Source organism: Alloyangia pacifica, from assembly GCF_003111685.1.
GTDB classification, from domain to species: Bacteria; Pseudomonadota; Alphaproteobacteria; order Rhodobacterales; family Rhodobacteraceae; genus Salipiger; species Salipiger pacificus_A.
Genome location: NZ_CP022190.1, coordinates 605,695 through 631,934, shown reverse-complemented (window position 1 = coordinate 631,934; position 26,240 = coordinate 605,695). Strand labels below are relative to the sequence as shown.

Annotated in this window: 22 protein-coding genes; 5 read left to right on the top strand and 17 right to left on the bottom strand. The window is 66.7% G+C overall.

Translation table 11 applies throughout. The features are described from left to right. Positions 1-42: 42 nt before the first annotated feature. The 12 genes from rpiB to CEW88_RS15860 all read right to left on the bottom strand — a co-directional run bounded on the left by rpiB (position 43) and on the right by CEW88_RS15860 (position 11,935). Positions 43-489, bottom strand: coding sequence for a ribose 5-phosphate isomerase B (gene rpiB, locus CEW88_RS15915; protein ID WP_108968770.1), 447 nt, complete (start codon positions 487-489; stop codon positions 43-45). 24 nt (positions 490-513) lie between these two features. Further along, on the bottom strand, positions 514-1,788 hold the full coding sequence (locus CEW88_RS15910) for a TRAP transporter large permease (protein ID WP_108968768.1): 1,275 nt from the start codon (positions 1,786-1,788) through the stop codon (positions 514-516). 1 nt (position 1,789) lies between these two features. Beyond that, positions 1,790-2,245 (bottom strand): TRAP transporter small permease, encoded by a 456-nt coding sequence (locus CEW88_RS15905; protein WP_108968766.1) that lies wholly within the window; start codon positions 2,243-2,245, stop codon positions 1,790-1,792. Positions 2,246-2,318: 73 nt separating this feature from the next. Next, positions 2,319-3,308, bottom strand: coding sequence for a TRAP transporter substrate-binding protein (locus CEW88_RS15900; RefSeq protein ID WP_108968764.1), 990 nt, complete (start codon positions 3,306-3,308; stop codon positions 2,319-2,321). Between the two features lie 24 nt (positions 3,309-3,332). Further along, on the bottom strand, positions 3,333-4,073 hold the full coding sequence (locus CEW88_RS15895) for a FadR/GntR family transcriptional regulator (RefSeq protein WP_108968762.1): 741 nt from the start codon (positions 4,071-4,073) through the stop codon (positions 3,333-3,335). 471 nt (positions 4,074-4,544) lie between these two features. Continuing rightward, positions 4,545-5,294 (bottom strand): glucosamine-6-phosphate deaminase, encoded by a 750-nt coding sequence (locus tag CEW88_RS15890; RefSeq protein ID WP_108968760.1) that lies wholly within the window; start codon positions 5,292-5,294, stop codon positions 4,545-4,547. Beyond that, on the bottom strand, positions 5,291-6,325 hold the full coding sequence (locus CEW88_RS15885) for an ROK family protein (protein WP_108968758.1): 1,035 nt from the start codon (positions 6,323-6,325) through the stop codon (positions 5,291-5,293). The genes CEW88_RS15890 and CEW88_RS15885 overlap by 4 nt, the downstream gene beginning before the upstream one ends. After that, on the bottom strand, positions 6,322-7,362 hold the full coding sequence (locus CEW88_RS15880) for an ABC transporter ATP-binding protein (protein ID WP_108968756.1): 1,041 nt from the start codon (positions 7,360-7,362) through the stop codon (positions 6,322-6,324). The genes CEW88_RS15885 and CEW88_RS15880 overlap by 4 nt, the downstream gene beginning before the upstream one ends. After that, complete coding sequence (gene argH, locus CEW88_RS15875; RefSeq protein WP_368074608.1) at positions 7,362-8,870, bottom strand: argininosuccinate lyase; 1,509 nt, start codon at positions 8,868-8,870, stop codon at positions 7,362-7,364. Before argH ends, CEW88_RS15880 begins: the two co-directional genes overlap by 1 nt. A gap of 5 nt (positions 8,871-8,875) precedes the next feature. Beyond that, on the bottom strand, positions 8,876-9,742 hold the full coding sequence (locus tag CEW88_RS15870) for a carbohydrate ABC transporter permease (RefSeq protein ID WP_108968752.1): 867 nt from the start codon (positions 9,740-9,742) through the stop codon (positions 8,876-8,878). Next, complete coding sequence (locus tag CEW88_RS15865; RefSeq protein ID WP_108968750.1) at positions 9,742-10,659, bottom strand: carbohydrate ABC transporter permease; 918 nt, start codon at positions 10,657-10,659, stop codon at positions 9,742-9,744. The genes CEW88_RS15870 and CEW88_RS15865 overlap by 1 nt, the downstream gene beginning before the upstream one ends. Before the next feature lie 28 nt (positions 10,660-10,687). Next, the gene (locus CEW88_RS15860; protein ID WP_108968748.1) at positions 10,688-11,935 is read right to left on the bottom strand and encodes an extracellular solute-binding protein; all 1,248 of its coding nucleotides are present in this window, start codon (positions 11,933-11,935) and stop codon (positions 10,688-10,690) included. 300 nt (positions 11,936-12,235) lie between these two features. Here CEW88_RS15860 and CEW88_RS15855 point away from each other — a divergent pair, with 300 nt between their 5' ends. The 4 genes from CEW88_RS15855 (at position 12,236) to CEW88_RS15835 (ending at position 19,157) form a co-directional block, all read left to right on the top strand. Next, positions 12,236-13,417 (top strand): ROK family protein, encoded by a 1,182-nt coding sequence (locus tag CEW88_RS15855; RefSeq protein WP_193989087.1) that lies wholly within the window; start codon positions 12,236-12,238, stop codon positions 13,415-13,417. Positions 13,418-13,429: 12 nt separating this feature from the next. Further along, positions 13,430-15,784 (top strand): PIG-L family deacetylase, encoded by a 2,355-nt coding sequence (locus CEW88_RS15850; protein WP_108968745.1) that lies wholly within the window; start codon positions 13,430-13,432, stop codon positions 15,782-15,784. A 540-nt stretch (positions 15,785-16,324) separates the two neighbouring features. Beyond that, complete coding sequence (locus CEW88_RS15840) at positions 16,325-17,590, top strand: MFS transporter (RefSeq protein ID WP_108968741.1); 1,266 nt, start codon at positions 16,325-16,327, stop codon at positions 17,588-17,590. Between the two features lie 187 nt (positions 17,591-17,777). Beyond that, a complete protein-coding gene (locus tag CEW88_RS15835) occupies positions 17,778-19,157 on the top strand; it encodes a multicopper oxidase family protein (protein ID WP_108968739.1) in 1,380 nt (459 codons plus the stop codon). Between the two features lie 67 nt (positions 19,158-19,224). Here the strand turns inward: CEW88_RS15835 and CEW88_RS15830 are convergent, their stop codons facing one another. The 5 genes from CEW88_RS15830 to CEW88_RS15810 form a co-directional block, all read right to left on the bottom strand. Further along, complete coding sequence (locus tag CEW88_RS15830; protein WP_108968737.1) at positions 19,225-20,733, bottom strand: multicopper oxidase family protein; 1,509 nt, start codon at positions 20,731-20,733, stop codon at positions 19,225-19,227. 52 nt (positions 20,734-20,785) lie between these two features. Then, positions 20,786-21,133 (bottom strand): hypothetical protein, encoded by a 348-nt coding sequence (locus CEW88_RS15825; RefSeq protein ID WP_108968735.1) that lies wholly within the window; start codon positions 21,131-21,133, stop codon positions 20,786-20,788. A gap of 184 nt (positions 21,134-21,317) precedes the next feature. Further along, complete coding sequence (locus tag CEW88_RS15820) at positions 21,318-21,755, bottom strand: c-type cytochrome (RefSeq protein ID WP_159099637.1); 438 nt, start codon at positions 21,753-21,755, stop codon at positions 21,318-21,320. Continuing rightward, on the bottom strand, positions 21,752-24,223 hold the full coding sequence (locus CEW88_RS15815; protein WP_108968733.1) for a heavy metal translocating P-type ATPase: 2,472 nt from the start codon (positions 24,221-24,223) through the stop codon (positions 21,752-21,754). Before CEW88_RS15815 ends, CEW88_RS15820 begins: the two co-directional genes overlap by 4 nt. A 595-nt stretch (positions 24,224-24,818) precedes the next feature. Then, positions 24,819-25,640, bottom strand: a complete 822-nt coding sequence (locus CEW88_RS15810) for an ion transporter (protein WP_108968732.1) — start codon at positions 25,638-25,640, stop codon at positions 24,819-24,821. On the opposite strand from CEW88_RS15810, the gene CEW88_RS15805 reads away from it, so the two are divergent. Further along, positions 25,640-25,996 (top strand): hypothetical protein, encoded by a 357-nt coding sequence (locus CEW88_RS15805; protein WP_108968730.1) that lies wholly within the window; start codon positions 25,640-25,642, stop codon positions 25,994-25,996. The genes CEW88_RS15810 and CEW88_RS15805 overlap by 1 nt on opposite strands. The last annotated feature ends 244 nt before the right edge of the window (positions 25,997-26,240 follow it).

The following is a 26,240-nucleotide window of genomic DNA, read 5'->3' as shown; positions in this document are numbered from 1 at the left end:
GCGCTCATCTGGCGTGATGTCCACAAGACCGCGCGCCCGCGCTTAACGATCGTTGTCCATGTCGTGCAACATCGCCACCCGGCGGCGGAAGTCCTCGTCGGTGGAGAATTCGGCCGTCAGGAATGCGTCGATGAGGTCGAGCGCCAGCCAGGGTCCGACGATCTGCGCACCGATGCAGAGCACGTTCACATCGTCGTGCTCGACGCATTGATGCGCCGAATGGACATCGTGGCCGACCGCGGCGCGGATGCCCTTGACCTTGTTGGCGGCAATCGAGGCGCCGACACCTGTGCCGCACACCAACAGACCCCGCTCGGCCGAGCCGTCGTTGACCGCCCGCGTCACCGCCTGAGCGATCTCCGGGAAATCGACCGGCTTGTCGTCGTAGGAGCCCACATCCCTAACCTCGTGGCCGAGGCGCTGGAGGTGATCGAGGACGGTTGCCTTGAGCGGGAAGCCCGCATGATCGGAGCCAAGGACAAGACGCATTGCAAGAACCTTTCGAGGTGGGGGTTAGCGAAGCAGTTTCGGCAGGGCCAACACGAGCCCGTCGGCAAAAGTGATGATCGCAAGCGTCAGCAGCAAAGGCGCGTAGAAGGGCAGCAGCGCCTTCAGCAGCTGGCGTAGCGTGATCTTGGCAATCGACGACACGAGGAACAGTGACAGACCCATCGGCGGGGTCAGCAGGCCCAACATCAGGTTGAAGATCACGACGATGCCAAGGTGCACCGGATCGATCCCCGCCATGACCATCGGCGGCGCGATCACCGGGACCACCAGCAGCGTCGCGGTGGTGGAATCGAGGAACATGCCGGCGATGAAGAAGATCAGGTTGGCAATCAGCAGGAGCACGAAGGGATCGCTCGAGATTGCCAGGATCAGCTTGGAGAAATCCTGCGGGATCTGCTCGACCGCGAGGATCCAGCCGAAGAGCGAGGCCGCTGCGACGATGATCAGGATCGCGCTGGTGTTGCGCAGCGTGGTCAGCATGGCGGACCACAGGTGGTCGAGCGTCAGTTCTCGGTAGACCAGCCAGCTGATGAGGATCACGTAGACCGCCGTTACCGCGGCCGCCTCGGTCGGGGTGAAAAGCCCCAGCAGCATGCCCGAGATCATCAGCACCGGGGCCAGCAGCGCCGGAAGCGCCGGCAGCAGGCTTTCGCCCACTTCGCGCGGGCTCGCCCATCGCTCGGCGCGCGGCATGTCCTTGCGGATGGCGATGATGGCAGCGGTGACCATCAGCAGCAGGATGCAAATCAACGCGGGCACGATGCCGGCGATCAGCAGTTGGATGATCGACACGCTGGTGACCGAGCCGTAAACGATGAGCGGGATGCTCGGCGGGAAGATCGGCCCGACCACGGCCGAACTCGCGGTAACCGCCGCGGCGAAGGGGGCGTCGAAACCGCGGCGCTTCATTGCCTCGATCTCGATCTTGCCGAGCCCCCCGACATCCGCGAGCGCGGCGCCCGACATACCCGAAAAGATCAGGCTCGAGAAGATGTTGACCTGCGCCAGCCCGCCCGGGATGCGGCCCACCAGCGTGTCGGCGAAGCGGAAGATGCGGTCGGTCACCCCGGCAAGGTTCATCAGGTTGCCGACGAAGATGAAAAGCGGCACCGCGACCAGCGGGAAACTGTCGAGCGCGTAGGTCACGCGCTGCGTCAACAGGCCGAGCGGCAGCCCCTCGATGACGACGTAGAAGATCGCCGGCAGCAGGATCGAGTAGACGACCGGGAAGCCGAGCACGAAGAGCGCCAGGAACAGGACGATGAGGATCAGGCCCATGTCAGAGGCTCACCGACTTCGCCGTCTTGCGCGTGCGCAGCTGCAGCGCATGGAAGAACGCCGCCCCGGCAAAGCCGACGAAACAGGCGCCGAGGAAGATCCAGAACGGGATCCCGAGCGTCGGCGTGGCATTCTTGAGGTTGTCCGAGATGTTGAGCGCGGTCACCACCGCAATCAGCGCACAGGCTGCGAAGGACAGCAGCGTGATCGCCAGCCCGAGCCAGCGCTGTACCGGCTCGGGCAGAGCCGCGCGCAGCTCGCCCATGACGATGTTCTCCTCGGAGCGGACCACCAGCGGGTAGGCAACGAAGACGGTACAGATGAGCAGGAAGCGCGTCAGCTCCTCGGCTCCCACGATGGCGGAGCCGAAGATGTCGCGCATGATCACCTGCAGAAAGGGCAGCGCGATCAGCGCCGCGAGCATGGCCACGCAGAGAAAGCGGAGGAGCTGTGTCATGGACCGGGGAACTCCGGGTATTGAGGTCAGGAAAGCGCGGCATGGGCGCGCAGGACGCCCACGCCGCCGCGGTTCACTTCATCGAAATGATCTGCTGGATGTACGGCTCGAAGTCCGGGAAATCCTGGTTGATCTGCGCCAGAACCTTCTCGCGGAAAGCGCCGAGATCGAGTCCGGTTTCCGCGGTGGTGAAGGTCATGCCACTTCCCTTCAGCTCCTCGACCAGTTCCTGCTCGGAGTCCTGCGCCCATTGCAGCGACTCCATCGCCTTGCCGTCGAGCACTTTGGTGATCGCGGCGCGGTTCTCCTCGGACAGCCCCTGCCAGGCTTTCTCGTTGACGAAGACCGCGAGGACCGACTGCATATGCCCCGTCATGGCGACGTGGCTCTGCACTTCATAGAGCTTGTTGGCCGCGATCATGGTCAGCGGGTTCTCCTGGCCGACGACCATGCCGGTCATCAGCGCGGTGGGCAGTTCTGACACTTCGACCGGCGTCGGGGTCGCGCCGAAGCCCTTGACCATCGACACCCACAGATCGAGCGGCACCGCCCGGAAGGGCTTGCCCGCCATGTCGTCCGGCGACTTGATCTCGAAGTTGGACGAGATGTGGCGCGCGCCGCGGTAGATGCGCCCGATGATGCGCACGCCGCCCTCCTCAACAAGCCGCGCGTTGATCTCCTGCAGTGCCTCCGACTTGGCCGGGTCGGTGGCACGCATGGCGTGCTCGGCGTTCTCGTAGACGAAGGGCGCGTTGAACACGGCGACCTCGGGCACGATGCGGGCCAGTGAGGCGAAGTCGTGGTGGCCCATCTGGATGGTGCCCATGCGCACCCCGTCAACCATCTCGGCGACATTGCCGAGCTGGCTGGCGGGGAACACCTGCACCGTCACCTCGCCACCGGTCTCCTCCTCGATCGCGGTGGCGGCTTCGGCGGCGAAACGGGTCTGGAAATCCCCCTCGGCGCCCACGTGGGCGTAGCGCAGTTCAGCGGCCGCAGCCGGCAACGCGCACAAGCCGATTGTCGCGGCAGCCAGAAGCTGCCGAGCAGAAAAAGCGAACATATTCTCCTCCCTTCGCTTGTCGTCCTAAGCTTTCTTGAGACCTTTTCGGTAGCTGTCGATCAGGCTCCTGCGACGCAACTCGTCGCCAATCGCGAAATGCTCCCGCAGGCGCTTGTCCGCGGCCTCCGGGTCCTTCGCAACGATCGAGAGGAAGACCTCCCGATGCGCTTCCACAAGGTCTCCGACCACGGAGCGCTCATGGTAGACCGTCTTGCGCCGCTGCACGTGGCTGCGTCTAAGCAACTCGGACAGGGCGCCGTAAAGGGTGATCAGCGAGCTGCTGTGGCTCGCCGCCACGATCGAACGGTGGAACATGAAATCCGCGCGGCCGCCCGCCTCGGGATCGTCCAGCGTGTCGATCAGCGCGCCGAACCACTGGCCGATCCGCGCGAGATCGACCTCGTTTGCCCGCGTGCAGGCGAGCCGGATCGCCTGGCATTCGATGCCGATCCGCGCCTCCATCACGTCGTCGAGCATGTCCTGCTGCTGAGCGAGGCAGAACGTAAAGAAATCCGACACCGTCCCGAGATTGGCTTGCCGCACGTAGGTGCCACTGCCGTGCCGTACGTCGAGCATGCCGAGCATGGCGAGCGAACGGATCACCTCGCGCAGCAGCGGGCGACCGACTTCCAGCTCCCGGGCGAGATCGCGCTCGGACTTCAGCCGGTCGCCGACGCGCAGGTCACCGGTCATCAGCGCGTCCTTGAAATACGCGATGACCCGGTCGGTTCCCTTTTCCGATTGAGCTGTCTCAAGCTCGCTCATCCCTGCCGCCTCCTCCTGGCTGACCAAAGTGAACCTCTTGCCGACCGGGTTGCCAACCAATTTTTGAGCACGCTGGCTTGGCCGGGTATTGCCGCCCGAAAAGCGTCCCGGTTTTGTAGTTTAAATATCTGTTTCCATTTATTTTTCTTGAACGACTTGGGGAACAATAGAATCCTAAAGAGGTCTTACCACTTTGACCTTTTCGACGGATCATCAGTCGCGGGGTGAATGACGTTCCGTAGCGGGCTCCCCTCTCCACCCCCCCCTGGAGCCGTGGTCGCGGCACGAGCTGGCACTGCGCGCTCTGCCTTGGAAACGAAGGGCTGATCCATGGGGCTATCGGTAAGAGACGGAAGAGTGCAGGCAGGACATGGCAAGATGCGCAGTGCTCTCGCCTTCGAGCGCCGATCTGCGAGCGCTGCCATTTGCCGTTAGCCCCCGCAGTCACCTTGGACTGTCGCGATACCGCCCCTAGAGCCGAAGCCCTTGTGCCGCACCCACGTCGCAGACGAGCTCTACGCGGGGGTGCAACTGCAGGGCCGAGGCGGGGCACCCGCGCGAGGGCGGGCGATGAAAGGCCGCGTGCAGCGCCTCGCTTTTTGCCTCGCCGGTCGCGACCAGCACGATCCGCCGGGCCTCGAGAATGGTGCCGATGCCCATCGTGATCGCCTCGCGCGGGACTTCGGTGCCTTCGGGAAAGTCCTTGGCATTGGCCCTGCGGGTGCTCTCGTCGAGGGTGACGATCCGGGTCCGACTGTCGAACTCAGAGCCCGGCTCGTTGAATCCGATATGCCCGTTTCGTCCTATCCCGAGCAGTTGCAGGCCGATGCCTCCGGCCGCGGCGATCGTCGCCTCGTACGCGCGCGCCTCCAAGGCAGGATCGCCAAGCCCGGAGGGCACGTGACCATGCCCGGCCAGCATGTCTACCTGCTCGAAGAAGTGCCGCCGCATGTAGCACGCAAAGGCCCCGGGGTGCGCCGGTCCAAGGCCGAAGTACTCATCGAGGTTGAAGCTCTCGACCGCCGCAAAGCTGGTTCCGGCGCGATGCGCCGCTGCGAGACGAGCGTAGACGGCCAGCGGTGTACGGCCGGTCGCAAGACCGAGAACGGGGTGCGCCCGTGTCTCGACGAAGCGCAGGATCCGCTGGGCGACCTCGGCGGCCACCGCTTCGGGGCTTTCCAGTACGACCAGCGCCGGGCGGTACAAGGCGCGCTGGGTCATGGCCGCTCCAGCGCATCGGCCAGCGCAAGCCGCGCCGCGCGCACCGCGCCGATCGCACCGGCGCGATTGCCGAGCAGGCTGATCCGCAGCTCCGGCACCGGCGCGCCGAGACGGGCCAGCGCCTCGCCCACCCGGGCCACGATTTCCGGACGCGAGCCGATGCCACCGCCGAAAACGACAAGCGCCGGGTCGAGCACCGCGCCCACCGACAGGACCGCCAAAGCGAGCCTTTCCGCGAGAACGTTGAGCGTGGCGTCAAGCACCGGGTCCGCGACGCCAGCACGGCTCAGATCCCGCAGGCTGCCCTCGCGGGCACCGCCCCTCGCCCTGTAGTCCTCGACGAGGACCTGCCCCGCCACCACGCTTTCGAGCGTGCCAAGGCTGCGGGCGCGCGGGCTGTAAGGATCACCACCGATGGGCAGACAGGCAATCTCTCCCGCGGCGCCGCCGACGCCGCGCAGCAGCCGGTCGCCGAAGGCGAGACCCATGCCGATGCCGGTTCCGAGCGCAATGAAGGCAAGCCCAGCTTCCGCAGCGCGAGAGCCCTGCGCCCCGTGGCCAAGCCAGCTCTCGCCGAGGGCGGCCAGATTGACGTCATTCTCAACCGCGACCGGCAACCCCAGCCGGTCGGACAGGAGCGCCGGCATCGCCCGCCCCTCGAGACCGCGCAGGTTGGGCGCGCGCGCGAGCACGCCCGTCACCGGATCGATCGCACCCGGCAAGCCGACACCCGCCGCGCCGACCGTCCTGCCGCAACAGAGCGCGGCAAGATGGTCCGAGATCAACTCCAGAACAGCATCGCCGCCCACATGCGGGGTCGCATCGCGCGCCTCTGCGAGGACCGTGCCCTCGAGATCGGTGAGCACCGACTGTACCTTGGTGCCGCCGACATCCGCTCCGAACAGGCAGCATGCCCGCGGATCAAGCGCGCCCTTGGACACGTCCGCGCCGCGCAGCAGACCGGCGAGGTCCCGGCGACCGGCAGCCGGGAGGTCGCGCGTGGAGGTCAGGAAAAGATCGAAGCCCGTCACGCCCGGCCCACCGCCTTCTCGGTCGCTGGGTCGAACAGATGGACCGTGCCCGCCGCCGCCCCGGCCTGGATCCGCTGTCCAGGTGCGGCGCCGGAATGGCCCGGCGCGCTTGCGATAAAGTCGTGGCCCTGCGCGGTGAAATGCACCAGCGTCTCGTGCCCGAGCGGTTCGGTGACCGTCACGGTGCCCTCAAGAACAATGGCGGATGACCTGCTGGGCACGCCGACCCTGAGATCCTGCGGCCGGACGCCAGCCATCACCGCCGGTTCCCCTTCCGCCAGCGTCACCACGCCGCCCGACTGTTGCGCCGGGAAAATGTTCATCGAGGGGGTGCCGATGAAGCGCGCGGTGAAGATGTCGACCGGGTTGTCGTAGATCTCCATAGGAGGTGCGGCCTGCAGGATATGGCCGTCACGCATCACCACGATGCGGTCGGCCATGGTCATCGCCTCGACCTGATCGTGGGTCACGTAGGCGATGGTCGTGCCGAGCCGTTGGTGCAGCGCCTTGATCTCGATGCGCATCTGCGCGCGGAGTTGTGCGTCGAGGTTGGAAAGCGGCTCGTCGAAAAGAAAGGCCGCGGGGTCGCGCACCATGGCGCGCCCGATGGCCACGCGCTGGCGCTGCCCGCCCGACAGCGCCGATGGCCGCCGCTCGAGCAGCGGCGTCAACCCGAGCGTCGCCGCCGCCTCCTCGACGCGCTGCGCCTTTGCCGCCTTGGACAGCTTCGAGGTGTAGAGGCCAAAGGCGATATTCTGGCGCACGCTCATGTGCGGATAGATCGCGTAGTTCTGGAACACCATGGCGATGTCGCGCTGCTTGGGGTCCACCTCGTTGACCCGGCGGCCGCCGATGGAGATGTCGCCGTCCGAAACCTCCTCGAGCCCGGCGATCATCCTCAGGGTGGTGGACTTGCCGCAGCCCGAGGGGCCGACGAAGACCACGAATTCGCCGTCGGGGATGTCGAGGTCGATGCCGTGGATCACCCGGGTGCGCCCGTAGGCCTTGGTGAGCTTGCTCAGCTGGATGGTGGCCATCAGCGCGCCTCCGTCAGTTCGTTGAATGCCGCCTCGAGCGCGGCGGCGGCGCGGGTTTCCTTCGCGGCCAGTGCCTCGGCCCGCGCAGTGAACCCGGCCAGCGCCTCGCGGTAACTGGCGAGGGCCTCGGCCATGGCCGCGGGCGCGGGCCCGCCGAACCGGTCGCGCACCGACACGAAGTAACGCGGCGAGACGATCTCACGAAAGCTCGTCTCGTCGAGGGTGGAGGCACGCCCGGCATGGGCGGCGAAGGCGGCGGCGAAGGGCGCGAAGCCGCCCGCCGCGAGGCTGGTCTCTGCCGCCACAACCGCCCGCGCCGTATCGGCGGCGATCTCGTGCGCGAGCCGGAACGAGAGCCCCTCGCGCCGGACGAGCGTGTCGGCGAGCTCGGTGATGGTGATGCAGGCGCGGTCGATGTTGGCCGCGACCCGGGCCTCGTTGACCCTCAGGCTCGGGACCAGCGCCGCCAACAGGCGCAGCACCCGGCTGCCGGTGTCGAAGGCGCCGTAGCCTGCCGACTGGCTCTCGCCCTCGCTGTCGTTCATGTCGGTGAAGGGCGTGTTGTGCATGATGTCCTTCATCATCCGTGCCTTGCCCACCGTCTGCGACGCGAGGTGGCGCATGTGCTCGATGGGCACCGGGTTGCGCTTCTGTGGCATGATCGACGAGATCTGAACGAAGGCATTGGGCACGTGGATCTGCGCGACCTCGAAGCTCGACCAGACCTGAAGGTCCTGCACCAGCCGCCCGAGGTGCAGGAAGATCAGCTCGACCGCGGAATAGGTCGCCGTGGTGTAGTCCACCGCCGCGATGCAGGAATAGGAGTTGCGCTGCGGTGCGGCGAAGCCGAGCAGTTCGGCCACCAATGCGCGGTCGAGCGGGAAGCCCGAGGTGGTGATCGCCGCCGCCCCCATGGAGCACAGATCGCAGATCTCGCGAGCCGCCTCGAGCCGCGCCATGTCACGGATCAGCACCTCGATCGCCGCGCCGAGGTAATGCCCGAAGGTGGTGGGCTGGGCAGGCTGGCCGTGGGTGTAGGCGACGATCAGCGTCTCCGCCTCGCGCGCGGCGGTCTCGGTCAGGGCGGCCAGCAGCGCCCGCGCCTCGGCCAGCAGCGCATCGATCCGCGCCTTGAGGGCCATCTTGAACAGCGTGTGGTCGATGTCGTTGCGCGAGCGCGCCGTGTGCAGCCGCCCGCCGGTGTCGGGGCCGACGCGCGTCTTCAGTTCGGCCTCGCGCAGGAAGAAATAGTCCTCGACCTCGCCGGTATAGACGAGCTCGGCCGGGTCGATCTCGGCATCGATGGCGACGAGCGCCCGGGCGATCTCAGCCGCCACGGCGCGCGGCAGGATGCCGGTGCGCACGAGCATGACCAGATGCGCCCGGTCGATGCGGCGGAAGCCCTCGGCGTGATCGTCCTTGGCATGAGCGAAGAGCGGAGCGAGCACCGTGTCCTTGTAGACCGGGTCGGGGAACACCGAGGTGTCGGCGTGGCTAGGATCGGTCATGCCGGTCATCCTTTCAGGCCCGCCAGCATGACGCCGCGGACGATGTAGCGTTGCAGCAGCAGGAAGACGATCAGCGTCGGGATCGTGGCCAGCGCCGCGCCGGTCATGATCATCTCCCACTGGATCGACTGCTCCACCGCGAAGGAGGTGAGCCCCACCGGAAGCGTGTAAAGCTCGCTCGAGGTGATCGAGATCAGCGGCCAGAAGAAGGCGGTCCAGTTGCCGAGGAAGGTGAAGATCGCGAGCGCCGAGAGCGCTGGGGTGACCAGCGGCATCGCGATGCGCCACCAGATGGTGAACTCGTTGAGCCCATCGATCCGCGCCGCCTCGATGAAATCGTCGGGCACGGTCTCGAAGAACTGCTTCATCAGAAAGGTGCCGAAGGCGGTCATCATGCCGGGGAACATGATGCCCCAGTAGGTGTCGAGCCAGCCGAGGTTCGAGGCCATGAGGTACCACGGGATCACCAGCATCTCGGTCGGGATCATCAGCGTCGAGAGGATGGCGATGAACACGAACTGACGGCCGCGGAAGCGGAACTTGGCGAGCGTGTAGCCGACGAGGCTGTCGAAGAAGCAGTTCGACAGGGTGACGCAGACCGCGACGAGGCTGGAGTTCAGGAACCAGCGGAAGAATTTCCCCTCCGAGAGCACCTCGACGTAGTTGGCGAAGCTTGGATCCTGGGGGATCAGGCGCAGGTCATAGATCTGCCCGGCGCTCTTCAGAGAGGTCGAGAACATGAACAGGATCGGCGTGATCATCAGCATCCCGCCGATGAACAGCACCGTCCAGAGCAGGATGCGCGCGGGCCGGATCTTCGACATGGGCAGCCCGGCACGGGCCTCGGCGGCGGAAGTTTCCACGACGGCCATCAGCGGCTCCTCAGGATCCAGAGTTGCAGCAGCGAGATCAGCAGCAGGATGGTGAACAGCACCACGGTCTGTGCCGCGGCCGCGCCCATCTGGTAGGAATTGAAGGCGGTCTGGTAGATCATCAGCACCAGCGGCTTGGTCGTGCCCAGCGGCCCGCCCGGATCGTTGGTGGTCATGTTGTAGACCTGGTCGAAGATGCGCAGGAAGCCGATCGACGAGAAGACCACCAGAAAGACCGTTGTCGGCTTCAGCAGCGGCAGGGTGATCTTGCGCAGGATCGCCCAGTCTCCGACGCCGTCGATACGCGCCGCCTCGTAGTAGGTCTGCGGGATCGACCGCAGCCCGGCCATGAAGATGATGACCTGGAAGCCGAGCCCGGCCCAGATCGCCGTCACCATGATCGAGGGCAGCGCCCAGGTGGTCGAGCGCAGGAAGTCCATCTGCCCCATGCCGAGCGCGCCCAGCACCGAGTTGATCACGCCGGTTGGCGCGGGCTGGTAGAACCAGCGCCAGACCCAGGCCATGGCCGAGGCGGTGGTGATGTAGGGCAGGAAGTAGAGCGCCCGCAGGAAGGCATGGCCAAAGCGTATCCGGTCGAGGAAATAGGCCACGGTGAACGACAGCACGAGGCTGATCGGCGTGCCGATGACCAAATAGGCGAAGGTGTTGCGAAAGACCTGCCAGAAGTCCGCGGAGGCGAACATCTCGCGGTAGTTCTTGAGCCCGATGAACTTTGGCGGCGACATCAAGTTCCAGTCGGTAAACGACAGCCGAAAGGCGTCGAGCGTCGGGTAGAACCGGATGACCGCGTAGAAAAGGACGGGAAGGGCCAGGAAGGCCCATACCCAGAGTGCGCGGCGTGTCCGCATGCTGAGGCGCGGCGCCCTGGCCGCACGTGTGGTGTCGTCGAACGCCATGTCGGTTCCGCCCTCCGCTGCCCGTGCCTCAGTGGAAGCGATCGAGGATCGCCTGTTCCTCGGCCGCGGCCTCGGCCACCGACTCCTCGACCGACTGCCCCTGCAGGAACACACGGTTGGCCATGTCCATGGTCACCTGTCGCTGCGCCTGCTCGTCGAAGAAGGTCGTGGTGTGGGCGTATTCGAGACCCGCGAGGAACGGACCGTATACCGGATCGGCGAGGTTCTCCTCGGTGAGCGCGGCCTCGGGGCGCGCGGGAAGCTCGCCCACCACCTCGAGCCAGAGCTGCATCGCTTCGGGCGACGTCAGGTAGGTCAGGAACTTCGTCGCGGCGTCCAGCTCCTCTCCCTCGGCCCCGGCACCGATGCCGTTGGCAAAATAGGAGGCGTAGTTCGAGCGCAGCCCCTCGGCGTTCGCCGGAAGCTCGGCAACGCCCCATTCGAAATCTTCGATCGAGGAGAAGGAGCCGAGGCGGAAGGTTCCGTCGATGGTCATCCCGGCGCGCCCGGCACGGAACGCGGCTTGACCCTCGTCCATGAATCCCGTGGCGCCGACCTTATGCTCGGTCGCCAGGTCTGTGTACCATTTTGTCGCGGCGATGCCCGCCTCGCTGTCGTAGGTGACCTTGGTGTAATCGTCGTTATAGGGCTCACCACCGAACTGGCGCACGAGCACTTCGCGCCACCACTGGTGGTCCTGTCCGCCCATCTCGACCGTCATCCCGACGGTGGTGAAGTTGCCCCCCGCATCCGTTTCCGTCAACTTCACGGCGGTATCGACCAGCTCGTCGAGCGTCGCGGGCGGCTTCTCGATCCCGGCCTTCTCGAACAGCGCCTTGTTGTAGAAAAGCGCCAGCGAGCGCACCGCGGTGGGCAAGCCGTAGTAGTCGTCGCCGCGCTTCATGGCGCCGACGATCGGGAAGAACTCGGATTCGATCATCTCGTCCGGAAAGGCATCCTTCGGCAGGGGCTGCAGCACGCCGCCGTTCACGAAGTTGTCCGTCCAGCCATAGAAGAGTTGCAGCACGTCGGGCCCCTTGCGCGCCATGTTCGCGGCGATCACGCGGGTCTGGTAGTCCGCGTAGGGGAAGGTCACCTGCTTCACCGTGATGCCGGGGTTCTGCGCCTCGAATTTCTCGATGAGCTGATCCATCGCCGTCACGCGGGTCTCGTAGATATACTGCCAGTATTCGATCTCGACGTCCGCGGCCGCCGCATGGGCGCCGAAGACCGCGGCACCGGCGAGAAGGCCGGCCTTCATCAGTGCTGGTTTCATGTTTACCTCCGTTGGAGACGGCGCGTCGCCGCCCTTTGTCCGCGCTTGTCCAGTCCGACCGGAGCCGCCTGCCGCGCCGTGAGCCGTGACGCTGAGCCGCCCGACCACCCGCAGGCTGTCGCATCGCGCCCCGAGCTGTCAAATAAAATAAGTTACTTGAGTTATCTTTTGAGCCATGCCAGCGTTTACGCGACGCCGGAGGTCCGCAGAATTCCGCTCTCTGGCAACAAGAAGGACAAAACAGTGCCGCCTCCAAGCAAGACGGGAGTCCCGCGTGCTCGCACCCCGGTCAGTGTCGCCATGGGAAAGAACCCCGGCCGCAACCGCAGCCACAACCGCCGGGTCGTGCTGGAGTTGCTCCGCCGCAACGGCCCGATGGGCCGCAAGGCCATGGCAGATCTGGCGCAGATCTCGACCCAGGCGGTCGGCAATATCATCGAGGATCTGATGGCCGAAGGGCTGTTGCTCGACCTCGGCCGGCTGCGCAGCGGACGCGGACTGCCGCCCATCCAGTACGCCCTGAACCCCGACGGCGCCATCACCCTCGGCTTCGAGATTGCGGTGGGCGAATTGACCGTCACCGTTCTCGACATCGGCGGCAACCTGCGCCACGAGGCCCATATCCCGCTGCCCGACATGGCCTCCGGCCCGGTGCTTTCGCTGGTGGCCGACAGCGTCGCTCGGCTGCGCGCGGACTTTCCCGGGCAGGTCATGGGGATCGGCGTCGTGATGCCCGGCCCCTTCGGAATCGAAGGCCTGTCCGGTGTCGGGCCTACAACGCTGCACGGCTGGACCGAGCTCGCAGTGGCGCAGGATCTGGCGCAGCGCTGCGGCGTTCCGGTCTACGTCGACAACGATGCCAATGCCGCCGCCGTTGGCGAGCTGCTGTTTGGCAAGGGACAGAACGTCTCGCATTTCTGCCAGGTCTATTTCGGCGCGGGCACCGGCCTCGGCGCGATCATCGACGACCAGCCGCTGCGCGGGGCATTTGGCAACGCCGGTGAGATCGGCCACATCGTCGTCGCCCCCGGAGGGCGACCCTGCCAATGCGGACAGTCCGGCTGCCTCGAGCGCTACGCCTCGCTGCATCGGCTGCGCGAGATGCTGGAAGCCGCTGGAGAGCCCGTCACGCTGGACGACCTACGGCGACATCACCGCGACGGGCACCCGGTGCTGGACGAGTGGCTTGCCACAGCGGCTCAGCACTTGTCGGCAATGATTGGCATCGTCGAGAACATCTTTGATCCGCAGACCGTCATCATCGGGGGCAAGCTGCCGGGCGCTGTGCTCGATGCCCTGGTCGAACGCCTGACGATCCCCTCGACCGTCGCGAACCGTGCCGACCGCACACTGCCGCGGGTCCAGCGCGGGCAGACGGGGCAGGCTTCGGCCGCGCTCGGCGCCGCCGCCCTGCCCTTTTTCAACGCGATCACGCCCCGCCTCGACCGGGCCGAGGACAGTCTCGTGCCCACGACTGACTGACAGGAGACAAAGATGACGATCCAGGACCGCCTCGCCCGGCGCGAAGCACAGCCCGCGCTGATGCGACTCGATACCGCGCTCTCGCGGCTTTCCGGATGCCTGACCGTCATGAACACCGGCGCCCATCCCGACGACGAGCACAGCGGGCTCATGGCATGGCTGCGGCACGGGCTCGGGCACCGCGTGGTGATCGCCTGCTCGACGCGCGGTGAGGGCGGCCAGAACGCGCTGGGACCGGAACGCGGCGCGCTGCTCGGCGTGCTGCGCAGCCGCGAGATGGAGGAGGCCGCGCGAGTGCTTGACTGCGACGTGGCGTGGCTCGGCTTCGGCCCTTCTGATCCGGTACATGATTTCGGTTTCTCCAAGGATGGCGACGACACCTTCGCCCGCTGGGGCAAGGCGCTGATCACCGAGCGGCTGGCACTGGCCTATCGCCGCTACCGCCCCGACGTGATCCTGCCGACCTTCCTTGATGTTCCAGGGCAGCACGGCCATCACCGGGCGATGACGCGCGCGGCGCTGGCCGCCGTCGCGCTGGCCGCGGACCCCGGCGCGCTGAGAGGCAGCCCTCTCGCCCCGTGGCGGGTTTCGCATGCCTATCTTCCTGCCTGGGGCGGCGGCGGGGGCACCTACGACGACACCCTTCCGCCCCCCGCGGCGACGCTCCGCGTCGAGGCCACGCCCTGCGATCCCGCGCGCGGCGTTCCTTATCAGGAGATCGGGCAGTGGTCGCGCCGCCGACATGCCTCGCAGGGGATGGGCGGCTGGTCCGACACTCCGCAGCGGGTCTGGGAGCTGCACCTGACCAATGGTCGTGCCGAGCGCAGGCTGGCCGAAGGCATCCCCGCGACGCTGCCCGAGCTTGCCGCGCTCGCAGGCCCCGCCGCGGCAGCGCTGGGGGACGCGGCCGCCGCGATCACCAGCGCACAGGCGGCCTTTCCGCGTCGCGACGCGATCATTGCCGCGCTCGCCACTGCTGACGCGGCGCTGGAGTCCGCCGCCGCAAGCACCACCCCCGAATTCGCCGAAGCCCATAGCCACCGCCTTGCGCGCAAGCGCCGCGAGATTGCCCACGCCCTTTTCGAGGCCGCCGCCCTCACGCCGGTCTGCGCCCTCGCGCCGACCCGGCTGGCCCCGGGTGACTGCGCGTCTCTGACTCTGCATCAGCCCGCGCCGACGCTTGCCGAAGAAGTCTCCGCCCGGTCCCGCATTCCCGGCTGCGCCGACGAAGCGCAGCCACTTCAGCCCGGCCTCACGACGATCCCCGTCGCCCTGCCCCGCGACATGGCGCTGCCCAGTCAGTTCTCCGACCGTTTCGATCCGCTCGGCGGCAATGGTCCGCACGTCAAGATCGCAGCGCGGATCGGTGGGCGTGAGGTTTCGCTTGCTCGTGATTTCGAGCACCCGCCAGCGATCCTCCCGGCGCAGATCCTTGCTGCGCGCCCGGCTGCCTTTCTCCGGCGTCTTGGCACACCCAAGCCCCTCACCGCGACGCTCTCCTCCGAGGCGCCGGTGACCCTTGACACGGTCGAGGGCTGGGCTGTCGATCAGACAGGCCGTCAACTCACCCTCACGCCGCTGAGCGAAACGCCGGGGCTCGCGACTTTCACCCCGCGCATCGACGGCGCGCCTGCCTTCACCGAGAGCCGGGGCAGCTATCCGCATGTCGGCGATTTCGCGTTGCACGAAGCGGCCCAGCTTCGCGTGCTGAGCCTCGACCTCGCGCTGCCCGAGGCGGCGACAATCGCTTACATCGGCAGCGGAGATAACGTCGGCCACTGGCTGCAAGAGCTCGGAGCCGATGTGCGCATCATGGACGAGATCCCTTCCGATGAGGACTTCGCTGGCTTCACAACGGTGCTGGTCGGTGTTGTCGCCTTTGGCAACCGCGCCGACCTGCGCGCCGCGATCCCGCGGCTCCACCGGTTCGTCGAGCGCGGCGGACACCTGGTCACGCTCTACCAGCGTGCCGACCAAGGCTGGCACTCTGAGGCCACCCCGCCGCGGCCGATGCGGATCGGCACCCCCTCGCTGCGCTGGCGCGTCACCAATGCGGGCGCCCCTGTGACCGTGCTTGAGCCGCGGCACCCGCTCCTGACCACACCGAACCTTATCACTGAAAGCGACTGGACCGGCTGGGACAAGGAGCGGGGCCTCTATTTCGCCGCCGACTGGGCGCCCTGCTACGCGCCTTTGCTCTCGATGCACGATGCGGGCGAGGCGCCGCTGCTCGGCAGTCTCGTTTCAGGCCGGATCGGCAAAGGAAGGCACACCCACACCGGGCTTGTCCTGCATCACCAGCTCGACAAGCTGGTACCCGGCGCCTTCCGCCTGCTCGCCAACCTCGTCCAGCCCGCCGGAGCCTGACGCGCTCCGGCCCGGCGGCCCTTCCGCGGGCGTCGTCTGGCTCCTGACCGAAATGACCCTGTTCACCGCGGTGCCAGCGGCGCCGAGGTGGCAGGCAATCGAGCTCAGGCACTACGCGGCGATACTCGGGATCGGCGTGATGGCGCTCGGTGATATGCCCAAGACCCCGCGTCATCTCGTACCATAGCCAGCTGTCGACACGACGTTTTGCCGGTCGCGTCAAGCGGAGAGGTGCGATGCTGCGCGTCCGGCGAGGATGCAATTCTCGAAAGTGGTCACTCACCTGGGACCAGCGCCGTCTCAAATCATCACTCCGGGTCTGGAGGGGAGAGGCGCGCGGAAATTGGGGGGGGGGCGGCTCAGAAGACCGTCGCCTGCATGGGCGCCGCCGGAAGGAGATGAGGTCGAAAATTAGAAGCAAGGGTGTCAAATTCAGCCGATGTCGCAAAGCCTTCAACTGATGACGCGCATGCGCCTCGCCAGAGCCAGGATATGGTGCAAGGATCGACAGCGCTCCTGCTCACATAAGAAAGACGCCTCATGATTTCCGTTCTCGGCACCGTCTGGGCGCTGCTCCTCGGCATCCTGCTCATCATGCTCGGCAACGGCATGCAGTTCACCTTGATCGGCTTGCGCGGGGATCTCGAGGGCTTCTCGACCGCAGCGCTCGCGGTCATCACCTCGGGCTACTACATCGGCTTTCTTTCCGGGGCCCGCGTCACCCCGGTGCTGATCCGCCGCGTCGGGCACGTTCGCGTCTTTGCGGCACTGGGCAGCTTCATGTCGGCCGGCCTGATCGCCTTGCCGCTCGCGACCGAGATCTGGGCCTGGACGCTGTTGCGCCTGATCATCGGATTTTGCATGTCCGGGGTCTACGTGTCGGCGGAAAGCTGGTTGAACCACGCTGCCACCAACGACACACGCGGCAAGGTGCTTTCGGCGTACATGTTCGCCCAAACCCTGGGCGTGATCGGGGCGCAATGGCTTCTGACCCTGGGCGATGCGGCGACCTCCGGCCTGTTCATCGTCGCCTCGATCTTGGTGTCGCTCTCCTTCGGCCCAATCCTGCTCTCGGTGTCCCCAACGCCCGCGGTCAAGGTCACGCGCGCGATGTCGCTCAGGGAACTTTTTGGCCACGCGCCTCTGAGCACTGTCGGGACGTTTCTGCTGGGCAGCATCTACGCAACCCAGTCGGGGATGGGGGCTGTCTTCGGCACGCAGATCGGGCTCTCGACACCACAGATCGCGCTCTTCGTCGCCATGCTCTTTGCGGGCGCGCTGTTCCTTCAGTTCCCGATCGGCTGGCTGTCGGACATCATGGATCGGCGCAAGCTCATCTTGGGGGCCGCCGCCCTCGGCGCGGCGGCCTGCGTTTTCGGCCTGACCACGGAAGGCCGGTCGGAATTGCTTCTGATCGCGGCCTTCCTTGCCGGTGGGGTGACGACGCCGCTGTATTCGCTCTTTCTGGCCTATGCGAATGACGACCTGCCAGCCGATGACATGCCCGCCGCCTCGGGGGGGCTGGTCTTCGTCTTTGGCATCGGGGCCATCGGAGGGCCGCTTCTTGCCGGTTGGGCCATGCAGCTCTTCGGACCTCAAGGCTTTTGGTTCTTGCTGGCGGTGACCTTCGGCGCGATCGTCCTTTATGCGCTCTACCGGATGACTCAACGCCCGCCGCTCCAGGTCAAGGATACCGACAGCTACCTGAACGTTCTGCCGACGACCTCCCTCGTAGCCATCGAGGCCGCAACGAGTTGGGCGGTGGAGCACGCGGAAGGCGAGCAGGACGACAAGAACCCTGGGTAGGAACAGCGCGGCATGACAGGTCAACGCCGCACGCCCGGCACGAGAGACAAGACCCATCGAGCGAATGTCGCCTGATATGCTGGACGCCTCACCCAAATGCCGCAGCAGCCCCGCACGACGCGGGTCACCGAAAAGACGATCATAGACGATGCCCGCGAGATGCAACGCGCGAAAGGGATCACCTGATATGCCATTCACACGACGCGCCTTCTGCACGGGACTTGCCGCGCTTCCCCTGTCACGCCCCGCATGGGCGCAGGAGACGCCCCTGCTGACCGCCCGCCCTGCCACGGTCCAGCTCGCGCCCGAGGGCTATCCGGCGACCGAGGTCTGGGGCTACGACGGCCGGCTTCCCGGTCCGCAAATCCGCGTGCCGCAGGGCAGTCGCCTTTCTAGGCGCCTGGTCAACGGATTGCAGGTGCCGACCTCGGTGCATTGGCACGGCATACGCATCGACAACGCGATGGACGGCGTGGCGGGACTGACGCAGGATCCCGTGCCGCCGGGCGGGCGTTTCGACTATGCCTTCGAGTTGCCGGATGCCGGGACCTTTTGGTACCACGCCCACACCAACTCCATGGAGCAGGTGGCGCGCGGCCTCTCCGGGGCGCTGATCGTCGAGGAAAGCACGCCGCCGGACATCGACCGGGACGAGGTGCTGATGCTCGACGACTGGCTGCTCGACCCGGAGACCGGCCGCTTCGCCGGGGATTTCGGCAATCCGATGATGCGCAGTCACGCAGGGCGCCTGGGCAATTTGCTGGGGATCAACGGCCGGTACGACTTCTCCCTCGAGGCGCGGCAGAACGAGCGCCTGCGTCTGCGGCTCATCAATGCCGCCAACGCCCGCATCTTCATGCTCAGGCTCGAAGGAATGGTGGGCTGGACGGTCGCGCTCGACGGGATGCCGCTGGCACAGCCCGAGCCGGTGAGCACCGAGATCATCCTCGCCCCGGCGCAGCGCGTCGATCTGATTGTCGATGTCACCGCCGAGGCCGGCACGCCCGCGGCGCTGCTCAGCTACGCCGACGACGACAGTTGGCAGGCGCTTGCCGAGGTGACTGTGACCGGCCCAAAGAGCAGCGCGCGGCGCGCCGCACCCGCGCCGCTACCGCCCAACCCGCGCATGGATGTGCCAGGTGTCGCCGAGGCCGAACTGCGCGAGATGCGGATGGAAGGCGGTGCGATGCGTGGCATGACCTCGGGCCGGTTCGAGGGGCAGGACATGGACTTCCAGCGACTGGTGCAGCGTGGGCAATTCTGGGCGCTGTCGGGCCAGGTGGGGCGCGGCGAGGCCCCCTTTGCTCGTTACACCCTCGGCGAGACCGCGCGCATCCGATGGGTCAACGACACGGTCTTTCCCCATGCGATGCACCTGCACGGCATGCACTTCCGGACGGTCGCCGCCGATGGGTCCCAGGGGCCGATGCGCGACACGCTGCTGGTCAAGCCGCAGGAAAGCGCAGAGGTCGCCTTCGTCGCGGACAACCCCGGAAAATGGCTTCTGCATTGCCACATGCTCGGTCATGCGGCCTCGGGGATGACGACCTGGATCGAGGTGGCCTGATCCGCCCAGGCCGACAGCGAAAAACACCGGCGGCGCGAGCGTCTCGCCCGCACCGCCGGTCCTTGGCTCAGGCCGTGGCCCGCACCTGAAGCTCTGTCATCATGCCGGTCGCCAGATGCCCCATGTGATGGCAATGCATCATCCAGCGCGCCGCCTCGCCCGCGTCGAACGCGACCGTGACCGAGCCCATCGCCGGCACGAAGACCGTATCGCGCAGCGCCCCCCGCACAGGCTGGTTACCGACCGCGACGACCTGGAAGACATGGCCGTGGAGGTGCATCGGATGCGCCATCATCGACATGTTGTGGAACATCATTTCGACCCGCGCACCCTGGGGCACCGTGATTGGGCTGTGATCCTCCCAGACGGCGCCGTTGATGGTCCAGACATAGGGGGTCATCACGCCTCCGAGCATCACCATCTGCCGCGCATCCGGGGTCCGGGCTGCGAGCGGCGAGACGGCGCGCAGCGCAAGCTCCTGCCGCATGTCACCAGCGACGGGCGGGGTCTCGGTCGCGGCGCGGGTCGGCAGGCGCGGCACGGAGGCGCCCCGCGGTGCGAGAACGAGCCCGGTCTGTTCTTGCGCGCCCTCCCGCAGCGCGAGCACCGGTCGTGCAAGCCCGTCACCCGGCAGATCGAGCTCGATCTCCAGCCGTTGGCCCGAGGCGATCGGAAAGCGCGTGTCGAAAAACGGCTCGACCCTGTCCCCGTCCACCGCGAGCAGCCGGCCCCGCAGTTCCCCGGTGTCGATCCAGTAGGCGGTCATCGATGAGCCATTGATGATCCGCAGCCGCACCCGACCGTTGCGCTCGACGGTCACGACCTCCGGATCATCAAGCGTGCGATCGTTCGTGAGATAGGCGTCGAAATGGAAATCGTTGAGGTCCATCGGCATGCCAGGCCCCCCGCTCATTCCGGGCATAGGGCCATTGCCCGAACTTCCGCCCGTCGGGGCCAAAGCGTCCGACCTCGCCCCGCCGTGGTGCATGGTGGCATGATTCATCGGCGCCGGAGCCTGGGCTCCGCCATGGTGCCCGCCGGTGCTGCCGGCGGTCTCTGCCAGCACCTCTTCGGGGGATTTGAAGCTGAAGTCGTGCAGGAACATCACCACCTCCTGCCGATCCGCGGCCACGTCCTCGGCGCTGCGCACGATCAGCGGCGCGGCAAGCATGGCGATCTCCTGCTGTGGGATGTGGCTGTGCATCCAGAAGCTGCCCGGACGCGCCGTGAAGTCATAGGCGCGGCGTTCGCCGATCTTGAGCATCGGGTTGGTGTTGGGCGCGCCGTCCTGCGCATTGGGCGGGATCTGCCCGTGCCAGTGGATGATCGTCTCCACATCGAGGTCATTGGTGAGATCGACGGCGAAGCGCTGGCCGGGGTCGAGGGTCAGCCCCTGCCCCCCCGTGCGATTGGTCAGCCCCATGACGGTCGCGGCGCGGCCGTTCACTTCAAGAGTGCGGGTGCCCGCGGTGAGCGAGAGCCGATCCGTCGCAGCCCGCGCCCTTGCGGGCAGCAGCAGCGCGGCAGACATGGCGGCAGAAGCGGCGAGAAAGCCGCGGCGGGAATACTGGGTCATGATGATCTCCGGGAAATGAAGTTTCGCGAGGCGGGACCGTGTCCCGTGGAGATCAGCTTCGGGGAGGCGGCGATGTGGGCGCGAAGTCCCGGGAGGACAGCGACACATCGGCCATCGACGCAACGATGCGCGACCCATGTGCCTTGCCGGGGCTGGGCAGATCTGCGCTGCGGGCCGCGTCCAGCGGCAGGCAGTGCAGTTCGCAGATCTGGGCGTGGCTCTTGTCGTGCATCGCGCCATGGCTAAATGCGGCTTGCTGCGCGGAATGGTCCGCATGCGCCATGGCCCTATTGTCGCAGCAGAGCGCGCTGGACGCCATGGCGCGCACCGGCCCGGCCGGCAAGGCGGTCCAGACCCCTAGAAGGGTCAGCAGTAGCAGGCGAAGCACAAGCTGTGTCATGGCGCAACGCTACGCCTTTCGCGGGACGGCGTCAGATCACGTTCGCGGCACGGGGGTGCGGTTTGCGCTTAGGTCCGAAAGGTCGATGCCACCGCGATGAGAGCGTACGCGCGGCTGAGTGTGCAGCGACAGCCGTGTGCGGAGGGAGAAGGTCCATCGAGGAACCGTGTCAGGACGATGCGCGTTACCCGGGCGTCTCGGAGATCTCCGCCTGATGCGCGCGCAGCTCCTCCGGCCAAGTCGACTTGATGTGGGTGAAAATGGCCTCGATCTGCGCGTATTCAAGCTGATCACCGAAGCCCGGCATGTTGCTCTCATAGCCATTTCCGACCACGGCGGCAGTGCCCAGCTTGGTGATCCTGAAGAGCACCTCGTCGGGGTGGTGCCAGGTGTGACCGCTGGCGTCATGCGGAGGGGCAGGCAGGCGGCCGTCAGGGCCCGGGGTGCGCCAGTTCGGCTGGCCTTCGAGGCGTGCCCCGTGGCAGGCGGCGCAGGTTTCCGCGTAGAGCGTCTTGCCTTCGGCGATCTGGGCAGAGCGTGCCGGGGCACCTTCGGCCCCGACGAAGACAAACCAACCCGCGCCCGCAACAAGCACCAGCGTAACAAGACCCAGCCATTTCACAGCTTCACCCCCCGCAGTCGCAGCGCGTTTGCGATCACGGAGACCGACGAGAGGCTCATCGCCGCCGCCGCGACGATGGGCGAAAGCAGGATGCCGAAGAGCGGGTAGAGGATGCCCGCCGCCAGCGGCACGCCGGCCGAGTTGTAGACGAAGGCAAAGAACAGGTTCTGGCGGATGTTGCGCATGGTCGCCTCGGCGAGGTGGCGCGCCCGGACGATGCCGCCGAGGTCTCCCTTGACCAGCGTGATACCGGCGCTTTCCATCGCCACGTCCGCGCCGGTGCCCATGGCGATGCCGACGTCCGCAGCCGCGAGCGCCGGGGCGTCGTTCACCCCGTCTCCGGCCATGGCAACCGACAGCCCCTCGCGGCGCAATTTCTCGATCAGCGCGTGCTTGTCCTCGGGGCTGACCTCGGCATGCACCTCGTCGATATTGAGCTCCCGCGCGACCGCTTCGGCCGTGGCCTTCGCATCACCGGTGGCCATGACGATGCGCAACCCGGCCTCGTGCAGGGCGCGGATCGCCTCGGGCGTACTCTCCTTCACCCGGTCGGCGACCGCGACCAGCCCGGCGGCGCGCCCGCCCACGGCGACGAACATCGCGGTCTTGCCGTCGCGTTGAAGGTCGCTGGCGCGGTCATTCAAGGCGCCAAGGTCCACGTCTTCTTCCGCCATCAGCGCCGCATTGCCGAGAGCCACGCGCTGTCCGCCAACGCTGCCGATCACGCCTTTGCCGGTGACCGCTTCGAAGTCCGAGGACTCGCGCTCGGGTGCCTCGGCTGCTCGCGCGCCAGCGGTGATCGCTTCTGCCAACGGGTGCTCGGACCCGCGTTCCAGCGCGGCGGCAAAGGCGAGAAGTTCGATCTTGTCCGTCCCCTCGGCGGGCTCAGCGTCGGTGAGCGTCGGCTTGCCCTCGGTCAGCGTGCCGGTCTTGTCGACCACCAGCACATCGACCTTGGAGAACCGCTCCAGTGCCTCAGCGTCGCGGATCAGCACGCCCGCCTGCGCACCGCGCCCGGTCGCCACCATGATCGACATCGGCGTCGCGAGGCCAAGCGCGCAGGGGCAGGCGATGATCAGCACCGAGACCGCCGCGACGAAGGCGTAAGAAAGCGCCGGGGACGGGCCGAAGACCGTCCATGCGAGGAAAGCCAGAACCGCCACGCCCACGACCGCGGGGACGAAATAGGCCGCCACCCGGTCGGCCATCGCCTGGATCGGCGCCCGCGATCTCTGCGCCTTGGAGACCATTTCGACAATGCGCGAGAGGGTGGTCTCGGAGCCGACGCTCTCGGCCCGCATCAGGAAGCTGCCGGACTTGTTGAGCGTGCCGCCGGTGACGGGCTCGCCTTGGGTCTTCTCGACCGGCACCGGCTCGCCGGTGATCATGCTCTCGTCCACCGAAGAGCGCCCCTCGGTCACCACGCCGTCCACCGGCACGCTCTCGCCGGGGCGTACACGCAGGATATCGCCGGAGGCGACCTCGTCCAGCGGCACGTCCTCCTCCGATCCGCCCGTCACCCGCCGCGCCGTCTTGGGCGCAAGGTCGAGAAGCGCGCGGATCGCGTCGCCGGTGCGCTCGCGGGCGGCCAGTTCCATGACCTGCCCGACCAGCACCAACACGAGGATCACCGCCGCCGCCTCGAAATAGACCGGCGTCATGCCCATCCCGTCGCGCATCGCTGCGGGGAAGAGGCCGGGCGCCAGCAGCGAAACAATGGAAAAGACATAGGCCGCCCCGGTACCGAGCGCGATCAGCGTCCACATGTTGGGTGAGCGGTTGATGATCGAGGCCCAGCCCCGCTTGAAGAACGGCCAGCAGAGGATCACCACCGGCGTTGCCAGTGCGAACTGAACCCAGCCAAAGAGCCTATGTCCGATCCAGTCGGCGAAGGGGATGCCGATGTGGGCCCCCATCTCCAGCACGAAGACCAGCGCCGCCAGCGGCGCGGTGATCTTCAGGCGGCGCTTGAAGTCGACGTATTCGGGGTTCGGCCCGCTGTCCGCCGAGGGGGTCATCGGCTCCAGCGCCATGCCGCACTTGGGGCAGTCGCCGGGCGCATCGCGGATGATCTCGGGGTGCATCGGGCAGGTGTATTTCGTGCCCTCGGGCATCGGCTCGGGCGCGGGGCGGTGGCCGAGATAGGCCTCGGGCTCCGCCTCGAACTTCGACTGACAGACCTCGGAGCAGAAGTAGACCTTCTGACCGCCGTGCTTGAGCATGTGGACGGCGGTAGAGCGCTCGACCTGCATGCCGCAGACAGGGTCTGTGGCGGTGAGATAGGCGTTTGGGTCTGTGCGGAACTTCTCGCGGCAGCCCTCGGAGCAGAAGTGGTAGTGGTGGCCGTCGTGCTCGAAGCCCGGCGTGTCGGCCGTGGGATCCACGGTCATCCCGCAGACCGGATCGCGGGTCACGTCCTGGGCCGCGACTTCCGGCTCGGCATCACTTGTGTGGTCAGAATGGGCCATAAGAACCTCCGGGCGCGGGTGTCAGTGTCCCACGATGACTTGGGGGTTCCAGCAGGGGGAAGGTCAAGAAAAACTCGCACGGCGTAGGACCAGGATCTGCGCAGCCTCGGCGCTCAGCCCCTCCGGCGTGACCCGCGCGAAGGTTGCTTCCGGACGCCTGCCGGCCCTTGGCCATCGCGCCCAATGCCCTGAGCCGGGGATTGGCCGCCTTATCCCTTCCGTCCGGGCTCGGTCGCGACCACGCGCAAGGGGGCCGCCCGCGGCATGACCATGATGTTCGGCTTGATCCTTTGACTGATCGTCTTAGGGTTGGTTGTGGTCGGGGTTATAGGGCTTCGAGAGACACCAGGCCTGCGGAGACCGATCCGGCCGGGTGGCCGCTCTGTCCGCAGCGGTCGAGAAGACGGTCACCGACGCCGACCAGATCGCCATGACCGAGTTCGCGGGCGTGACAGGCGCAGCGAGGCGCGCCTGGCCGACGATGGCGTTTCCGCGCGTGCAACAGACACATGCGCAGTTCCCGGCAACGGGGTGCGGGCCTGCGAAGGTCCCCGTCCCTCGGTCAGAAGCGAGCCGCTCCGCGCCGGCAACGCCGTCATCCGCGCGCGCGCGCACCAGTCCCAGGCTCGGCGACGCGCTGCGCCGTCCCTTCGTTTGCCACGTTGAGATGCTCTTCGATTGCCGCCAGGCGGCGGATCACCTCGTCACGGTAGGTATCCGTGGCGGCGTTGGATTCCTCCGCGTGGGCGTCCTGCATCGAATTGACGATCAGGCCGACCACAAGGTTCACCACGGCAAAGGTGGTGATCAGGATGAAGGGAACGAAGAAAATCCAGGCGTGCGGGTGGACCTCCATCACGGGCCGGACGATGCCCATGGACCAGCTCTCCAGCGTCATGACCTGGAAAAGCGTATAGAGCGACCCGCCCAACGAGCCGAACCATTCGGGGAAGGTCGCGGCGAAGAGCTTGGTCGCGATCACCGCAGCGATGTAGAAGATCACCCCCATCAGGAGGAAGACCGAGGCCATGCCCGGCAGCGCTGAGATGAAGCCCTCGACCACGCGGCGCAATGTCGGCGCGACCGAGATCACGCGCAGAAGCCGCAAGATCCGCAGCGCTCGCAGCACCGACAGCGCCCCAGCGGCCGGCACCAGCGCGATGCCGACCACGAGCAGATCGAAGATGTTCCAGGCACTGCGGAAGAACCGCAGGCCGCGCGCGTAGAGCTTGGCCGCCAGTTCGGCCACGAAGATCGCGAGGCAGGCCGTATCCAGCGCGACGATCACCCCGCCCGCGGCATTCATGACCGATCCGGAGGTTTCCATGCCCAGGATGATCGCGTTGAACAGGATGACCCCCATGATCGTGTAACGCGTCGATGGTCGATCAAGGAAATCGGAAAGGCGCTGGCGCATTGCTTGTCGGCTCCTGGCTAAAGTCCAGAGCCATCTATGATCGCCGACGCCAATATACCACCCTGACGCCGACGGCCTTTTCGCGGGCCGACCTCATCAATTCCTCGGCGATGGACCTGCAGGTCGAGCTAGTGGACCGGGGGCCTGCTCGCACGCTGAGGCTGCCCAGCGCGATGCTGCTGCCGGTCTGGGCCCGCTGGGGGGCTCGATTGGTCGGCTTCACCCGGGAGCGCGCAGCGATCATCTACGACGAACGCGAATTAGACGAGGAAGACCTTCCGACCAGCCATCAAGACCTCGCTCCTTCATTCGCGAGAACGTCGGTGTGCATTTTCTTCAGGATTGCAATCTCGTGATATCCCGCGCCGTCTGGGTTCCGAAGACCGCGCGAGAGCCGGAAAAACCGCTTCCGACTCATCCAGCAATTCTGCATCCGCCATCGTCCGCACGCCGGCAGCGATTGGAAAGGGCCTGTGGCGTCGCGCGCCGCTGCTGCAAGTGCCGGGTGGCGCCCTGCCCCATTTGCGAGCGCCCTGACCGCATTGGACGCACAATAATTAAGCGCACCTGCCGAAAGTGCCGCATCCAGACCCTGAAACA

Excerpts from the sequence above, each read along its gene's own strand:
- rpiB (WP_108968770.1), bottom strand. The coding sequence starts at position 489 with ATGCGTCTTGTCCTTGGCTCCGATCATGCGGGCTTCCCGCTCAAGGCA.
- CEW88_RS15910 (WP_108968768.1), bottom strand. The coding sequence starts at position 1,788 with ATGGGCCTGATCCTCATCGTCCTGTTCCTGGCGCTCTTCGTGCTCGGC.
- CEW88_RS15905 (WP_108968766.1), bottom strand. The coding sequence starts at position 2,245 with ATGACACAGCTCCTCCGCTTTCTCTGCGTGGCCATGCTCGCGGCGCTG.
- CEW88_RS15900 (WP_108968764.1), bottom strand. The coding sequence starts at position 3,308 with ATGTTCGCTTTTTCTGCTCGGCAGCTTCTGGCTGCCGCGACAATCGGC.
- CEW88_RS15895 (WP_108968762.1), bottom strand. The coding sequence starts at position 4,073 with ATGAGCGAGCTTGAGACAGCTCAATCGGAAAAGGGAACCGACCGGGTC.
- CEW88_RS15890 (WP_108968760.1), bottom strand. The coding sequence starts at position 5,294 with ATGACCCAGCGCGCCTTGTACCGCCCGGCGCTGGTCGTACTGGAAAGC.
- CEW88_RS15880 (WP_108968756.1), bottom strand. The coding sequence starts at position 7,362 with ATGGCCACCATCCAGCTGAGCAAGCTCACCAAGGCCTACGGGCGCACC.
- argH (WP_368074608.1), bottom strand. The coding sequence starts at position 8,870 with ATGACCGATCCTAGCCACGCCGACACCTCGGTGTTCCCCGACCCGGTC.
- CEW88_RS15870 (WP_108968752.1), bottom strand. The coding sequence starts at position 9,742 with ATGGCCGTCGTGGAAACTTCCGCCGCCGAGGCCCGTGCCGGGCTGCCC.
- CEW88_RS15865 (WP_108968750.1), bottom strand. The coding sequence starts at position 10,659 with ATGGCGTTCGACGACACCACACGTGCGGCCAGGGCGCCGCGCCTCAGC.
- CEW88_RS15860 (WP_108968748.1), bottom strand. The coding sequence starts at position 11,935 with ATGAAACCAGCACTGATGAAGGCCGGCCTTCTCGCCGGTGCCGCGGTC.
- CEW88_RS15855 (WP_193989087.1), top strand. The coding sequence starts at position 12,236 with ATGGGAAAGAACCCCGGCCGCAACCGCAGCCACAACCGCCGGGTCGTG.
- CEW88_RS15850 (WP_108968745.1), top strand. The coding sequence starts at position 13,430 with ATGACGATCCAGGACCGCCTCGCCCGGCGCGAAGCACAGCCCGCGCTG.
- CEW88_RS15840 (WP_108968741.1), top strand. The coding sequence starts at position 16,325 with ATGATTTCCGTTCTCGGCACCGTCTGGGCGCTGCTCCTCGGCATCCTG.
- CEW88_RS15835 (WP_108968739.1), top strand. The coding sequence starts at position 17,778 with ATGCCATTCACACGACGCGCCTTCTGCACGGGACTTGCCGCGCTTCCC.
- CEW88_RS15830 (WP_108968737.1), bottom strand. The coding sequence starts at position 20,733 with ATGACCCAGTATTCCCGCCGCGGCTTTCTCGCCGCTTCTGCCGCCATG.
- CEW88_RS15825 (WP_108968735.1), bottom strand. The coding sequence starts at position 21,133 with ATGACACAGCTTGTGCTTCGCCTGCTACTGCTGACCCTTCTAGGGGTC.
- CEW88_RS15815 (WP_108968733.1), bottom strand. The coding sequence starts at position 24,223 with ATGGCCCATTCTGACCACACAAGTGATGCCGAGCCGGAAGTCGCGGCC.
- CEW88_RS15810 (WP_108968732.1), bottom strand. The coding sequence starts at position 25,640 with ATGCGCCAGCGCCTTTCCGATTTCCTTGATCGACCATCGACGCGTTAC.